Here is a 13,221-nt window from a genome sequence, read left to right on the forward strand (position 1 = left end):
AGCGAAGGAAGGCAGCGGCATGCAGGATCTCCGTCCCAGTGAGGTGAGTGGCGAACAAATCGTTGAATGGCTGGTGAGTGCACGCGCGCAAAAGCAGGTCAACCTCGACTTGGGGTTGCGCCTGGCCACGCAGGCCTGGAGCGCCGCCGGTCAGCGCGGTTATGTGGCCGAGCATCTGGAGGCCGGCATTCTGCGGGCCTTTTTCTTGTTCAGGCACGGCGATATGGCCGCCATGTTGGTGGCCGCGCAGGCCTTGCTGCCGGGCTTGCGCGAACAAGGCAATAGCGCTGCATTGTGTGAATTGTTGCGCTGGATGGCCTTTGCGTCGGCCGAAGTGGGTGAGTTTGAAATGGCGCTGGGCCATGTCAATGAGAGCCTGGCGCGCGCTCGCCAAATGGACAACAAGGCCTTGATCGCGATCGCGCTGAATGCGGTCGGCGCCTGCCTTGAGCGCATGGGCGACCCCTGGCAGGCCGAGCGCTTGATGAATGAAGCCATGGCGCTCCTGGGTGGCGCGGCGAATGATTTCGAGTTGATGGTCTCGCACAATAATCTGGCCACCGTGGCGCTGGGCATGTTCCATCTGCTGCGCCATGGCAAGCAGGCCGACCATCAGCGTGAGGCGGCCGATGCGCTGCAGCGCGCGCGCCATCATGCCGGCTTGGCTCGCCCCTATGCCTTGACTCTGGGCGACGGCTTTTTGCTGGCGCTGAGCGACGGCAACTGCGGCGAGGTCCTGCTGCATCTGGATGAGTTGGAGGAGTCCGAAAAGATCTTGAAGGCCACCTTGGCCCGGGTCAACGCGCATCGCTTTACCGCTCTGGGCTGGCGCGTTCGCTGCTCTTTGGCCGAGTTGGACTTGCGCCGTGGGCGGGCCGCAGATGCCGCGCATGAGCTTGATGTCTTGCTGGCCGAAGCGGCCGGCCTGGCCCAGCAAGCCGTTTGGCAACGCCTGCAATATGCGGCCTACCGCGCCCACAAGGCCTTGGGGGATGACGCCAAGGCGCTGGCGCATCTGGAGCTGTACCAAGCTGCGGAGCGCCATCGCACGGTCGCGCAGTTAAAGGCGCAGGCGCGCTTTGTCGTGAGTCGGATCGAAGCCGAGCGGGCCTTGGGCGGTGACACGCCGGCCGCCGAGCGAGCCGATGCCGACGCAGAGGCCGGCCTGCGCGATCCTCTGACAGGCCTGGGCACGAGACGCGGCCTGGAGCTACGTCTGCCGGCGCTGATGCGCTCGGCCGAGCAGCGCGGTGCGGCTCTGACCCTGGCCTTGGTGGACATCGATCGCCTGGCTGAAATCACGACCCGCCATGGTGAGTCGGTGGCCAACCATGTGTTGCAGGTCTTGGCGCAGATGCTGCGCGACAACACGCGTGGCAGTGATCTATTGCTGCGTCTGGAGGCCGAGCAAATTTTGATGGTTTTGCCCGATACCATTGCCGACCGTGCCTTCGAGGTCTGCGAACGCCTGCGCCAGACGGTCGAACAGTATCCCTGGGCAAGGCTGGCCGAGGGCCTGGATGTCACGCTGAGCATAGGTCTGGCCAATGCCCCGCCCTATGCGACCGACCTGTTGCTGGGTCGCGCCGAGAGTGCGATGTACCGGGCCAAGCATCTGGGGCGTAACCGGGTCGCGCTGGCCTAAGCTTCTTGGACGAGATTGCGCCCTTGCGCCTTGGCGCGGTACATGCCCTTGTCGGCGCGCTGCAAGACCGCGTCGGCGCTGACGTCCTCGGCCTGCGCTTCGGCGACGCCGAAACTGGCGGTTAGGGGCCAGGTCTTGCCTTGCCAGGCGAAGCTGCTGGCTTCAAGGTTGTGGCGCATGCGTTCGGCCACCAAGGCGGCGCCGGCCAGATCGGTCAATGGCAGCAGCACGCAAAATTCTTCGCCGCCGAGTCGTCCAAGCCGGTCAACATCGCGCACGCAAACGCTGAGCACCTGCACCGCCTGCAATAGGGCGGCGTCGCCGGCCGCATGGCCCATGCTGTCGTTGAGCTGCTTGAAATGATCCATGTCTATCATCACCAGCGCATAGGGCTTGCCGCGCTGCAAGCGCGCATGCTCATCATCGATCGCCTCGCTGAGCGCACGCCGGTTCAGCACATCGGTCAGCGGGTCACGCCGAGTGAGGCGCTGAATCTGCAGAATCACCCGCGCCAGCACGAGCAGGGCCATGGTTGCATTGATCAGCAGACCCAAGGCCAGCATCGACCAAAGCCAGCCGACCTGGAATTTGTTGGCGGCCAACAGGTCAAAGGTCGCGGACGGACGTATGAAAGAATTGATCAAGGGAAGCAGCAAGAACAGCGCAATCACGAACAGCGGCGCCGTCAATTGGGCGGCCAAATGAGGCGCCAAGCGAGCGCGCAACTGCCGCCACGCATCCCCGGCGGCCAGCAAGGTCAGGACCAGAGTGACTCCGAAGATGATGCGGGTATGCCAGCGCAAATCGCCTTCATAGGGCAGCCAAGCGATCGCGGCCGCAGCGGGCAGCAGCAATATCAGCGCGCTTCGCCAAGCGATGGTGGCCTTGCCGCTCGCCGACTCTTCGCTCAAGGCCGGCATGACGGCGCGCAAGGTTGCCAGGGTGGCCATGGCCAACACATCCGAACCCCAAAAGGCCAGCCACGCCGAGGCTTGGCCGCGCAAGGAATGGGTTGCCAAGGCGGCGGTCAACAGGCCATTGGCCAGCGCCAGGCCGAGCGAAATACGCGGTGCCACGCGGGCCACCAAGGCCAGCAAAAGCCAAGCCAGGCCGCCGACAAAATACACCAGCATGGCGGCCGCCAGCAGGGTCAACGGGTCGCTGTTGAGGCCGTTCATGTGGCAGCCACCATGCGGCCCAGCATCGCTTCGGGATCGGCCACGCAGACACGGTCGCGCCCGGCGGATTTGGCCCGGTAGACCAGCCAGTCGGCCATTGCCAGGGTGGTGTCGCCCTGCGAGTCATGGGGCTGGCAAGCGGCCACACCGAAGCTGGCCGTCATTGCAATCGGTGCGCCCAACCATTGCAGCGATTGCTGGCGCAAGGCCACGCACATGCGCTGTGCGACCAGGCCGGCATCGTTCTGCGTTGTGTGCGGCAGCAGCAGGCAGAACTCCTCGCCGCCGAGTCGGCCCAGGCGGTCAAGCTCGCGCATATTGGCCTGCAGTACCGCCACCAGATGCAGCAGCGCCGCGTCCCCGGCCGCATGGCCAAATTGGTCGTTGATGCGTTTGAAATGGTCAACGTCAATCATGACCAGGCTATGCCGTTGGCCACGCTCGACCTGTGCCTGCAGCGTCCGCAACTCGGACGCAATGGCGCGCCGGTTCAGCGCGTTGGTCAGCGGGTCGCGCTGAGTCATGTAGTGAATGCGGGCGACCAAGCGCATCACCACGATGCTGACCAAACCCAGGGCGATCAGCAGCGTCATCAACAAATACAGCCAAGCCAGGGTCGAGCGATCCAGGCTGCCCTGCATGAAAAAGCCACCGGCTCCCGGCAACCAGAGCAGGCTGGCGGCACGCAGCAGCAATAGCAGGCCGGTCAACAAGAAGGGCAGCGCCAGCAGCGCCGTCAACCAGGCCGGCTGCAGCGCGCGGCCGCCGCTCAAGACATCGCGCGCGCAGGCAATGGACAGCAAACTCGAGCCCAGCACCAGCGGCAGCAAGCTCGGCCCCGTGCCACTCTTTGCAAAGGCCCCCGTCAGCATCAGCAAGCCGGCGCTGCCCGCGATCAAGGCCACGTCGCCCCAGCGCTGACGCAAGCGCATCAGACGGCGCACGCCCAAGCTCATCAAAGCGAAGCCGGCGAGAGTGCTGTAGGACTGCGGCCATAAGCCCAGGCTGCCCGGCCACCAGCTATGGCATTGCAGGCACAACAGGCTGGGAACGAACAAGGCGTAGGCGCCGCTCAGGAGCGCGCCGGCGGTCGGCGCAATCCGGAACGAGCGCACCATGAGCAGCCAAACGATGGCCATGAAGCCGTTGATGACGGCGGTCACCAGGGCAAGCGTATCGGCGTCAAAAGAATGCATGGGCGCAAGAAATATACAAACACGGGAACATCGAAGCAAGATCTGACCCTAATGATCGCCCAGGCGCTTGTCCTGCACAATGGGCTCATGAAACCAATCGTTTTGATCACCGGTGGCAGCCGCGGCATCGGTGCCGCCACGGCCTTGCTTTGCGCTCGTGCCGGCTATGACGTGGCCATCAATTACGCGCATGACGCCGCTGCCGCCGACGCCGTGGCCGAGCAGGTCCGCAGCCTCGGTGTGCGGGCCTTGACGGTGCGGGCCGATGTGTCGGACGAGGCGCAGGTATTGGCCATGTTCGAGCGCGTCGATGCAGAGTTGGGGCCTTTGAGCGCCTTGGTCAATAACGCCGGCGTGGTGGCAGCGGCCGCGCGCCTGGATGAAATGAGCCTGACCCGTTGGCAGCGGGTTTTTGGTGTCAATGTGATCGGCAGTCTTTTGTGCGCGCGGGCTGCGGTCATGCGCATGAGCCGGCTGCATGGTGGCGCGGGTGGTGTGATCGTCAATGTTTCCTCGCGCGTGGCGCAGCTGGGTTCGCCCGGTATCTATGTCGACTACGCCGCCAGCAAAGGCGCCATCGACAGTCTGACCCTGGGCCTAGCGCGTGAGTTGATCGGCGAAGGCATACGCGTCAATGGTGTGAGGCCCGGCATCATCGATACCGAAATCCACGCCTCGGGCGGCATGGCGGATCTGGTGCCTGGGGTCGCTGCGACGCTGCCGATCGGGCGCATGGGCAGCGCCGACGAGGTCGCACAGTCGATTGTCTGGTTGATGTCCGCTGCGTCCAGCTACTGCGTGGGCACGCTCCTGGACGTGGGCGGGGGCCGCTAAGCATCGGTGGATTAGCGCCGCTCCACCACCAGCGCGTTCATATTCAGCGCCAGCTTGACCCGCTCGGCCGCTTGGCGCGCGTCTTCGCGTGAGCTGTACGGGCCGGCCTGCAGCCGGTGCAGACCGCCATCTTTGAAGACCGCCAGCAGCGGCGCCATCCAGTCCAGCTCTTGCAGCAGTTTTTGGCGGAATTGCTCGGCTCCGTCGAGCTTGCTGTAGGCGCCCATCTGCACCCAGAATCCCGGCGCGGCATGGCGCGGCAGCGTCACCACCGGGGCGGCTGCTGTCATGCTGGCGATGCTTTCCGGTTCGGCTGAACCGGCCGGCGGGGCGGCCGCAAACACCGGTGGATCGACCGGGCCAAGCTCCTCGCCGCGGCCGCGTTGCCAAGCGCCGCTGCGAATTTCTTCGTAGGTGATGCGCTCCAGCTCGACCGGCGTGACGCCGCGCAAAATATCCAGCTTCAGCGCAGCGGTGTAGCTGAGGTCGATGATGCGGCTCGAGTGGAATGGCCCACGGTCATTGATGCGCACCAGCACCTCGCGTCCATTGGCCGGGTTGCGCACCCGCGCATAACTCGGGATCGGCATGGTCGGGTGGGCCGCCGTCATCGCGTACATATTGTAAATTTCGCCGCTGCTGGTCGAGCGGCCGTGGAACTTTTTGCCGTACCAGGAGGCCAGGCCGCGTTCGCTCAGCGGCGCATCGATGGTGATCGGCTCGTAGCGCTGACCCAAGACCTCGTAAGGCTTGTTCGGCCCACCTTTGCGGATAGGCTCGATTTGCGGCAAGGCGTCGGGTACCTGTTGCAGATTGGCCGGGATGACGGCTTCGGGGCCGTCTTTGCTATTGCTGGAAGGTAGCAGCGGTGCACGGCTGGCGCAGCCCGCCAGGCCAAGCGCGCCTGCGGCCAACAAGGGCAGCCAGCGTCGGCATGACAAGCCCAAACGGGAGGACAAAATTTTCTGCATGGGCGCTACCCTAAACCATTTCAGGCCGGCGCCCAAGTGGCGCGAACAGTCGTATGCTGCGCGAACCTTCATTTTCAAGGTGGCTTTGACACATGAGCGACTACATTTTCCCCCCAGCCGAGCAGCCCAGCGTGGCCGTGCGCGGCAGCAGCGCACGCTACGCCGTGTCGCGCATCTTCTGCGTCGGCCGCAACTACGCCGCCCATGCCCGCGAGATGGGCTCGGACCCGGACCGCGAGCCCCCGTTCTACTTCAGCAAGCCGGCCTGCGCCTTGGTGCCTTCGGGCGCCACCGTTGCCTACCCGCCGGCCACCAAAAATTATCATTACGAGATGGAGTTGGTGGTGGCGCTCGGGGCGCCGGTCTTCAAGGTGACGCCCGAGGTGGCGCGTGCGGCGGTCTGGGGCTATGCCGCCGGCCTCGACATGACCAGGCGCGACTTGCAGACCGAGGCCAAGGCGAATGGCCGGCCCTGGGACACCGCCAAGGGCTTTGATCAGTCGGCCATCATCACCGAGCTGGTGCGCGCCAGCGAGACCGGGCCCATGGGCGCCGGCGCCATCACGCTGGCCGTCAACGGGGTTGAAAAGCAGCGCGGCGATTTGGCCGACATGATCTGGAATGTGGCCGAGATCGTTGCCAATCTGTCCCAGCTTTATCACCTGCATCCGGGTGACTTGATCTACACCGGCACGCCCGACGGCGTCGGCCCGGTCTTGCCCGGTGATGTGATCACCGGAGAGATTGCCGGCCTGCCCAACATCAGCTTGACGATCGCCGCACGCGATTAAATCGTTCCCGATATTCCACCATGTTCGACCACAACGAAACCCTCAGCGAAGCGCGCCAGCGCAATATCCACGATGCCTTGTTCGAGGACATCGGTATCCGCGACTGGACCGCGCAACTGGTGCCGGCGGGCCGCCGCGTCAAGGCCCATGTGCGGGTACGCGAAGACGCGGTGCTGTGCGGGCGCGACTGGTTCGAGGGCGTGTTTGCCGCGCTTGACGCCAGCAGCCGGATCGAGTGGCTGTATGCCGAAGGCGCCTTGATGGCGGCCGACACGGTGGTCTGCCGTATCGAGGCCGATGGCCGGCTGCTCTTGTCGGCCGAGCGGCCGGCGCTGAACTTCCTGCAACTGCTGTCGGCCACCGCGACGCTGACCCATGCGCATGTGACGGCGATTGCAGGCGCCAGCAGCAATCCGCGTGGCTGCCTGGTGCTGGACACGCGCAAGACATTGCCGGGCCTGCGCTTGGCGCAGAAATACGCGGTGCGGGTGGGCGGCGGTGCCAATCAGCGGCTGGCGCTGTATGACGGCATCCTGATCAAGGAGAACCATATCGCAGCGGCCGGCGGCGTCAGCGCGGCCTTGAAAGCGGCGCAAGCCTTGCACGCAGGCGTCAGCATCCAGGTTGAAGTCGAGTCAATGGCCGAACTTCAAGAGGCCTTGGAGGCGGGTGCGGTCAGTGTGCTGCTGGACGAATTCACCGAAGCGATGATGCGTGAGGCCGTGGCCCTGACGGCCGGCCGGGCGCTGCTGGAAGTCTCGGGCGGCGTGGCGCTGGATCAGCTGCGCTGGATCGCCGCCACCGGAGTCGACCGTATTTCGATCGGCCGGCTGACCAAGGATGTGCGGGCGGTCGACTACTCGATGCGCGTGGACGGGCCGCTTTAACGGCCCGCTCTGCGGAACGCTTACTTGCCGGCGCTTGGTGCGCGTGGCAGGCGTGGCGCCTTGACGCTGGGGCGGCCGGCGGCGGTTGGGTAGGCGTTCATCACGCGGTCCAGATCCACCGTCGTCAGGTAATGCGCGTACTGCTGCTCGGTGCAGTCCAGGCTCTGGCCGGCGACATGCTCGCCCTTGTACTGACCCTTGTGATACACAAAGGTGTACTCAGCCGCACCGGCTGCTTGCGCCTGGTCGGCTTGCGCATAGTTGGCGCTGTACTTGCTCGCGCATTCACCGCGCAAGGCTTGGCCGGCGGCCGACTCGTTGGCGACGGGGCTGGCGGCTTGCGCACCCACGGCGATCAGGCTCAGGCCGATCAGGGCGATGGAATTGAATATGTGCGTCATGGTGGTCAACCTTTTGTGTTGTAAGGGCCGTTCAATGGCCCGAATCTGTGCCGCACAGCTTAAGGCCGGCGGCCATACCGCGCCACCCCTGGCCAAGGGGGCGGGTCGGCCCTAGTTTGAGGAATAAGTCACGGAAATCATGGCGATGTTGTCCAGGCATTCAGCCCATACCAGCCAAAGCCCAAGGTCCACAGCGTCTCGCTACGGCCGGCTTGCTGGCCGACCGTCATGCTCAGACCAAACTTCTCCGGCGTCAGCCACCACAGCCCGCCGACGGTACGTTGGGTGCCGCCAAAAAGGCTGCGACGGTCATTGCTCAGGAGCTCGGCAAACAGCAGCCCCATTGGACTGGGCACCCAGACCAGCGCCAGGTTCAGCGCGGTGGCGGTCTGGCCGCTGGCGCGGTCTTGCTGCGGTCCCAGATTGGCATGCAAGGCAAAGTCTTCGTTGACCACCAATGTCGCCAGGCCCAGCAAACCCTGGCCGGTGCGGCGCCAGCCCGCATTGCTCGGATGTTCGTAGCCCGCGCCCACCTTGAGGCCAAAGTTGATTTGCCCGGCCGCGGTCAGCAGCCCCCAGCTTTTGGGCACCCATTTGATGGCGAAGCCGGCCTCGCCGCGTATCTCATCGCGCGGGTGAGGGTGGCTGTAGTCGAGGTCGATTTCCCAGCCCTCGGCGATGCCGCAGGCGGGTGCCAATACCAAGGCTCGGTTGCTGCCGGCCTTCTCGCCCCAGCCCTCAAGCTGGCAGCTGCCGGGGTCGGCGGTGCCGGCGTCATCGCTGGACAAAGGGCGTCCGGCTTGAGCAGGAATGGCGGCAGCCAGGGTCAAAGCCAAGCCGGCCATCATCGTCATGCTGCGGCTTGGCGCCAGTCGCTGATTCAGCTTCATGAATGCCTTTCGAGGGTCGAACGGAGCCAAGTCAGACCTGGAAGCGATCGATATGTTGTTTCAGTTCGCCACCCATGCGGCGCAGGTTATCGGAGGAGGCGGTGGTTTCCTCCACCATCGCTGCGTTTTGCTGGGTCATTTCGTCGAGCTGGCGAATCGCCTGTGAAACCTCCCCCAAACTGGTCGCCTGGTCTTGCGTGGCACTTGAAATCTCACTGATCATGGTCTGGACCTTTTGCACCGATTCGCGCAGCTCGTCCATGGTGTGGCGGGCTTTCTCGACCAAGCCGGCGCCATCATTGACGGTTTCGGTCGAGCGGGCGATCAGCGCGCCGATTTGCTTGGAGGCCTCGGCGCTGCGCTGTGCCAGGCTGCGCACCTCACTGGCCACCACGGCAAAGCCGCGCCCTTGCTCACCGGCACGGGCGGCCTCGACGGCGGCGTTCAGCGCCAGGATATTGGTCTGAAAGGCGATGCCATCGATCACCGAACTGATCTCGCCGATCTGGCGTGACGAAGCCTGAATCTGCTCCATCGTGCTGACCACCCGGCCCACCGCCGTGCCGCCGGCGTCGGCCGCCTGGCTGGTGGCGGTGGAAAGTTGATGCGCCTCTTGTGCCGAGGCCGAGGTACGCTGCACGCTGCCATTGAGCTCCTGCGCGGTGGCCGCGACCTGCTCCAGATTGGCTGCCTGCTGCTCGGTTCGCGTACTCAGGTCATGGCTGGCATGGGCAATTTCGTCGCTGGCAGTGGCCACCGAGTTGACGTTGTCGCCGACCGCCTTGACCAATGCCGCCAGCGACTGCTGCATGGTGGCCATTGCCTGGATCACGCTGCCATTGAAGGTGACGCCGCTGTGGTTCAAGGCGCGCAGGTCGCCGTCAGCAATCCGTTGAGCCACTTCGGCCAGGTCGGCGGGGTCGGCACCCAAACGATGCAGCACATAGCGGCGCAGCATGAAGCCCACCAAGAGCGCCGCAAATCCTGCCAGCAAGATGCCGGCGATGGCGGTCGCGCGCGCGCTGTCATAGGCCGCAGCGGCGGTCAGGCCGTCCTTTTTGGCCGCAGCCTCCATTTGGGTACTCAATTTGTCCAGCTTTTCGAGAATCTCGTCCTCCAGTCCGTCGTAGCGGCCATAGAGCAACTCGATGTATTCGTCTTTTTTGCCGGCCCGGATCAGCGTCAGAAGTTCGTCCACCACGGTGCGCGAGGTCAGGTTCTTGGCGATGATGTCCTTGGCTGCGGAGATTTCTTCTGCCGTGGCATCGCCGACTACGAATTGCTCGCCGATGTTTTTGATCGCTTCATTGCCTTGCTCGCGCAGCTTGCTCAGGGTGGCGATTTCGGCCTCATGTTTGGCGGCGGGCAAGAGGGCCAGATTGCGGATGGAGATGCCGCGCCCGTTGACCGAATCATTCAGCGCCGACAGCGCGGTCAGCTGCGGGATATTGTTGTCGGTGATGTCGTCATTGATGGTGTCCATGCGCCCCATCATCACCATGATGGCGGAGAGGATGGCCAAGAATATGGCCAGAAGCAGGAGGTTGGACAGCAGGATGCGTTGGGCCAAATTCAGCTTCATGCGGAACTCCATGACAAGTATTCTTCCGAGTGTTGGGCAAAGCGGCGCGCAGTTCCCAGCTATCGGCGCTGTATTTGAGAACTTGAGCGGCGTCCATCATCTGGCGAATCTGCGGCGATCGAGCGTCGAATTGCCGGCTGTATTGCCAACTGTTCTTGCTTGCGCAGGTGGCTTGGCGGCTTAGACTTGGCGGGTGAGTTCGACCCTCTGCATTGCTGTGACCGCTCGGCGCTGGGGGCTGTCTTTGTTGGCAGCCACCGTGGCGGGGTGGTCGCGGGTATTGATGCTGGCGCTGCTCTTGTTGTCCATTGCCGGGTCAAATGCCGCCGAGCCGCTGCGTTTGACCGAGTTGCCCGTCGGTCCGCTGGGGCTGCAGGCGGAAATATTTGTTGAAACGTCCGCAGCGCCGCTGGACTTGACGCAGGCGCAGGCGCTGCACCGGGCGGGCAAATTCAGCGCCGGTCAGCAGCAAATACTCAATCTTGGTATCGGCGCCCGCCCGCTATGGGTGCGTCTGGCGCTCAACAATCCGGGCGAGCCGCTGATGGCGATGCGCTTGCTGGCCGGCAGCACCTGGCTGGACAGCATCGAGCTCTATCTATTGCACGAAGGCCGGCTGGTCAGCCACCTGCAGAGCGGCGATGAGCAGCCCAAAGCGCCGGGCCTGACCCCGGCCATCGGTTTCGTGTTCCCCATCAGCTTGGCGGCCGGCGTCAGCGAGGTGTATTTGCGTGTCGCCTCGGTCGACCCGATGGTCTTGCCGCTGGACTTGCTGACCGTCGCGCAGTTCGCGCAGCGTGAGCGGGAGATCAGCTATTTTTACGGTTTTGTCTACGGTTTCCTGCTCGCGCTGTGCAGCTACAACCTGCTGCTGTTCGCCGGGCTTCGCCAGCGCAGCTACCTCTACTACGCGCTTTACCTGGCCACGCTGATTGCGATGAATCTGGCTTACACCGGTCATGGCTATGCCTGGTTTTGGCCTGGGGACGTGTATTTCCAGCGTTATGTAATTCTGGTTTTGATGCTGCTGTTCGGCTGCAGCGGCCTGCTCTTTGCTTCGCGTTTTCTGGCGCTGGCGGAGCATGCTTCACGGGTCTTGCGAGGCGTGGCTTGGTCTTGCGCTGCGGCTGCGCTCGCTATGCTGGTGGCGGTGCTGAGCGATTTTCACCACGCTGCGGCCTTGCTGGCTTTCAGCTTTGTGGCCTTGTTCGCGGTCGCCATGGTGGGCCTGGGCTTGCTGACCTTGCGGCGCGGCCGGCGGGCCGGCTTTTACTTCTTGATTGCCGCACTCTGCGGCATGCTGGGTACCTTGGTCACGGCCTTGTCGGTCTGGGGCTTTCTGCCCTTTCTCCCGTGGACCTTCCATGCGCTGGAGATCGGCTTCATCCTGGAGGCCAGCCTGCTGGCCTTGGCGCTGGCCCATTGGGTGCGACAACAGCAAGACGCTGCACTGCGAGCCGAGCAGATCGCACGTTTGGACCCCTTGACCCAGTTGCGCAACCGGCGCGCCTTTCTGGAGCAAGCGGCTGCGCCCTGGAGCACCGCGCTGCGCAATGGGCGGCCGCTCAGTTTGATCATGTTGGACCTCGACCATTTCAAGCAGATCAATGACCAACTTGGTCATGCCGCAGGCGACCGGGCCTTGATCAAAGTGGCGCGTTTGCTCGAACAGGGCTGCCGCGCCGGCGATATCTTGGCGCGCTGGGGCGGCGAGGAACTGGTGCTGCTGATGCCGGAGACCGACCTTGGCCAAGCCTGCATGCTGGCCGAACGCCTGCGGGTGGCGATCGCGCAAAGCCGGCCGGCGCTCAACAATGTGGCGCCCGAGTTGACGGCCAGCATCGGTGTGGCCGAGCGCGGCGAGGCCTTGTGCCTGGAGGACTTGATCAACGCGGCCGATGCCAAGCTCTTTGAAGCCAAGCATCTGGGCCGCAACCGGGTGGCGCCAAATCTAGCTTTGCCTTAGCCCCTCGTACAGCGCGACGAATTCCTGCGTGAGCTTGTGGCGCGGGTCCAGGTGAATCATCGGCCGCGCCAATTCATGCGACTCCTTGACCTTCACGCTGGCGCTGAGGTATGGCGTTAGCACCGGCAGGCCTTCGTCTATCAAGGCCTGCACCGTGCGCTGCGGCAGCGCGGCGCGGGCCTGGAATTGGTTGACGATGATGCCCTCGACCTCCAGATCGGCGTTGTGATCGGCCTGGATTTCCTTGACGTTTTCCAGCAATTCATAAAGCGCACGGCGCGCGAACTCGTCACAGTCAAACGGGATCAGGCAGGTCTCGGCCGCGATCAGCGCCGAGCGGGTGTAGAAGTTCAGCGAGGGCGGCGTGTCGATCCAGATCTCGTCGTAGTCCTCGCTCAAGTCGGTCAAGGCCTCGCGCAGCTTGTAGATCTTGTAGCGGCTCTCGAGCTTGCTGTGCAACTCGTCCAGCAAGGGGCTGGCCGGCATCAGATGCAGGTTTTCCCACGGCGTTTCGATGATGAAGTCGCTGGTTTTGGGCGCGCGAACGCTGAACTTCAGCGTGGTCTCGAAGAATTCGGCCGCACCCGGCGTGGCCTCATCGGCCGCCTCGCCGAGCAGATAGCGGCTGGAGTTGCCCTGCCTATCCAGATCGACCAGCAGCGTGCGCCGGCCCTGTTGAGCGGCAATCGCCGCGAGGTTGCTGGTGATGGTGGACTTGCCGACACCACCTTTTTGATTGAAAACAACGCGGCGCATTCGCTTATCCCTGGCTGAGCTGCAATGACCGTATTGTGCACTGCAGCAAGTGCGCGCCGGCTGCGGGTATCCGCCAGCAACTTCCAATATTCACCCCTCACCCCCCTCATCCGGGGTGTCTAGG

The 13,221-nt window shown here is 64.0% G+C and carries 12 protein-coding genes; 5 read left to right on the top strand and 7 right to left on the bottom strand.

The window, feature by feature from the left end:
- The first annotated feature begins 19 nt into the window (after positions 1 to 19).
- Positions 20 to 1,645 (top strand): tetratricopeptide repeat-containing diguanylate cyclase, encoded by a 1,626-nt coding sequence (locus LNV07_RS06735; RefSeq protein ID WP_263570413.1) that lies wholly within the window; start codon positions 20 to 22, stop codon positions 1,643 to 1,645.
- On the opposite strand, the gene LNV07_RS06740 is transcribed toward LNV07_RS06735, so the two are convergent.
- Positions 1,642 to 2,823 carry a GGDEF domain-containing protein gene (locus LNV07_RS06740; RefSeq protein WP_263570414.1) on the bottom strand — a complete coding sequence of 394 codons (1,182 nt, stop codon included), beginning with the start codon at positions 2,821 to 2,823 and terminating at the stop codon, positions 1,642 to 1,644. The two genes, LNV07_RS06735 and LNV07_RS06740, sit on opposite strands and share 4 nt — an antisense overlap.
- Entirely contained in the window at positions 2,820 to 4,019 is a 1,200-nt protein-coding gene (locus tag LNV07_RS06745) for a GGDEF domain-containing protein (RefSeq protein ID WP_263570415.1), read from the bottom strand. Before LNV07_RS06745 ends, LNV07_RS06740 begins: the two co-directional genes overlap by 4 nt.
- Before the next feature lie 87 nt (positions 4,020 to 4,106).
- Here LNV07_RS06745 and LNV07_RS06750 point away from each other — a divergent pair, with 87 nt between their 5' ends.
- A complete protein-coding gene (locus tag LNV07_RS06750) occupies positions 4,107 to 4,853 on the top strand; it encodes an SDR family oxidoreductase (protein WP_263570416.1) in 747 nt (248 codons plus the stop codon).
- Between the two features lie 11 nt (positions 4,854 to 4,864).
- Here the strand turns inward: LNV07_RS06750 and LNV07_RS06755 are convergent, their stop codons facing one another.
- Positions 4,865 to 5,824, bottom strand: coding sequence for a septal ring lytic transglycosylase RlpA family protein (locus tag LNV07_RS06755; protein ID WP_263570417.1), 960 nt, complete (start codon positions 5,822 to 5,824; stop codon positions 4,865 to 4,867).
- A 92-nt stretch (positions 5,825 to 5,916) separates the two neighbouring features.
- Here LNV07_RS06755 and LNV07_RS06760 point away from each other — a divergent pair, with 92 nt between their 5' ends.
- On the top strand, positions 5,917 to 6,615 hold the full coding sequence (locus tag LNV07_RS06760) for a fumarylacetoacetate hydrolase family protein (RefSeq protein ID WP_263570418.1): 699 nt from the start codon (positions 5,917 to 5,919) through the stop codon (positions 6,613 to 6,615).
- Between the two features lie 20 nt (positions 6,616 to 6,635).
- Positions 6,636 to 7,502, top strand: coding sequence for a carboxylating nicotinate-nucleotide diphosphorylase (nadC, locus tag LNV07_RS06765; protein WP_263570419.1), 867 nt, complete (start codon positions 6,636 to 6,638; stop codon positions 7,500 to 7,502).
- A 20-nt stretch (positions 7,503 to 7,522) separates the two neighbouring features.
- Here the strand turns inward: nadC and LNV07_RS06770 are convergent, their stop codons facing one another.
- The 3 genes from LNV07_RS06770 to LNV07_RS06780 all read right to left on the bottom strand — a co-directional run bounded on the left by LNV07_RS06770 (position 7,523) and on the right by LNV07_RS06780 (position 10,375).
- Positions 7,523 to 7,903, bottom strand: coding sequence for a hypothetical protein (locus LNV07_RS06770; protein ID WP_263570420.1), 381 nt, complete (start codon positions 7,901 to 7,903; stop codon positions 7,523 to 7,525).
- Positions 7,904 to 8,040: 137 nt separating this feature from the next.
- The gene (locus LNV07_RS06775; protein WP_263570421.1) at positions 8,041 to 8,793 is read right to left on the bottom strand and encodes a hypothetical protein; all 753 of its coding nucleotides are present in this window, start codon (positions 8,791 to 8,793) and stop codon (positions 8,041 to 8,043) included.
- Between the two features lie 31 nt (positions 8,794 to 8,824).
- The gene (locus LNV07_RS06780; protein WP_263570422.1) at positions 8,825 to 10,375 is read right to left on the bottom strand and encodes a methyl-accepting chemotaxis protein; all 1,551 of its coding nucleotides are present in this window, start codon (positions 10,373 to 10,375) and stop codon (positions 8,825 to 8,827) included.
- A gap of 193 nt (positions 10,376 to 10,568) precedes the next feature.
- Here LNV07_RS06780 and LNV07_RS06785 point away from each other — a divergent pair, with 193 nt between their 5' ends.
- The gene (locus LNV07_RS06785) at positions 10,569 to 12,341 is read left to right on the top strand and encodes a sensor domain-containing diguanylate cyclase (RefSeq protein WP_263570423.1); all 1,773 of its coding nucleotides are present in this window, start codon (positions 10,569 to 10,571) and stop codon (positions 12,339 to 12,341) included.
- On the opposite strand, the gene LNV07_RS06790 is transcribed toward LNV07_RS06785, so the two are convergent.
- A complete protein-coding gene (locus LNV07_RS06790; RefSeq protein ID WP_263570424.1) occupies positions 12,327 to 13,097 on the bottom strand; it encodes a ParA family protein in 771 nt (256 codons plus the stop codon). The two genes, LNV07_RS06785 and LNV07_RS06790, sit on opposite strands and share 15 nt — an antisense overlap.
- Between the last annotated feature and the right edge of the window lie 124 nt (positions 13,098 to 13,221).

Source organism: Roseateles oligotrophus (genome assembly GCF_025717515.1).
Lineage (GTDB): Bacteria > Pseudomonadota > Gammaproteobacteria > Burkholderiales > Burkholderiaceae_C > Paucibacter_A > Paucibacter_A oligotrophus.

Bases quoted from the DNA above. Each gene is read 5' to 3' on its own strand.
- LNV07_RS06760 (WP_263570418.1), top strand. From the start codon at position 5,917: ATGAGCGACTACATTTTCCCCCCAGCCGAGCAGCCCAGCGTGGCCGTG.
- LNV07_RS06740 (WP_263570414.1), bottom strand. From the start codon at position 2,823: ATGAACGGCCTCAACAGCGACCCGTTGACCCTGCTGGCGGCCGCCATG.
- LNV07_RS06790 (WP_263570424.1), bottom strand. From the start codon at position 13,097: ATGCGCCGCGTTGTTTTCAATCAAAAAGGTGGTGTCGGCAAGTCCACC.
- LNV07_RS06755 (WP_263570417.1), bottom strand. From the start codon at position 5,824: ATGCAGAAAATTTTGTCCTCCCGTTTGGGCTTGTCATGCCGACGCTGG.
- LNV07_RS06770 (WP_263570420.1), bottom strand. From the start codon at position 7,903: ATGACGCACATATTCAATTCCATCGCCCTGATCGGCCTGAGCCTGATC.
- LNV07_RS06745 (WP_263570415.1), bottom strand. From the start codon at position 4,019: ATGCATTCTTTTGACGCCGATACGCTTGCCCTGGTGACCGCCGTCATC.
- LNV07_RS06750 (WP_263570416.1), top strand. From the start codon at position 4,107: ATGAAACCAATCGTTTTGATCACCGGTGGCAGCCGCGGCATCGGTGCC.
- LNV07_RS06735 (WP_263570413.1), top strand. From the start codon at position 20: ATGCAGGATCTCCGTCCCAGTGAGGTGAGTGGCGAACAAATCGTTGAA.
- LNV07_RS06775 (WP_263570421.1), bottom strand. From the start codon at position 8,793: ATGAAGCTGAATCAGCGACTGGCGCCAAGCCGCAGCATGACGATGATG.
- LNV07_RS06780 (WP_263570422.1), bottom strand. From the start codon at position 10,375: ATGAAGCTGAATTTGGCCCAACGCATCCTGCTGTCCAACCTCCTGCTT.
- nadC (WP_263570419.1), top strand. From the start codon at position 6,636: ATGTTCGACCACAACGAAACCCTCAGCGAAGCGCGCCAGCGCAATATC.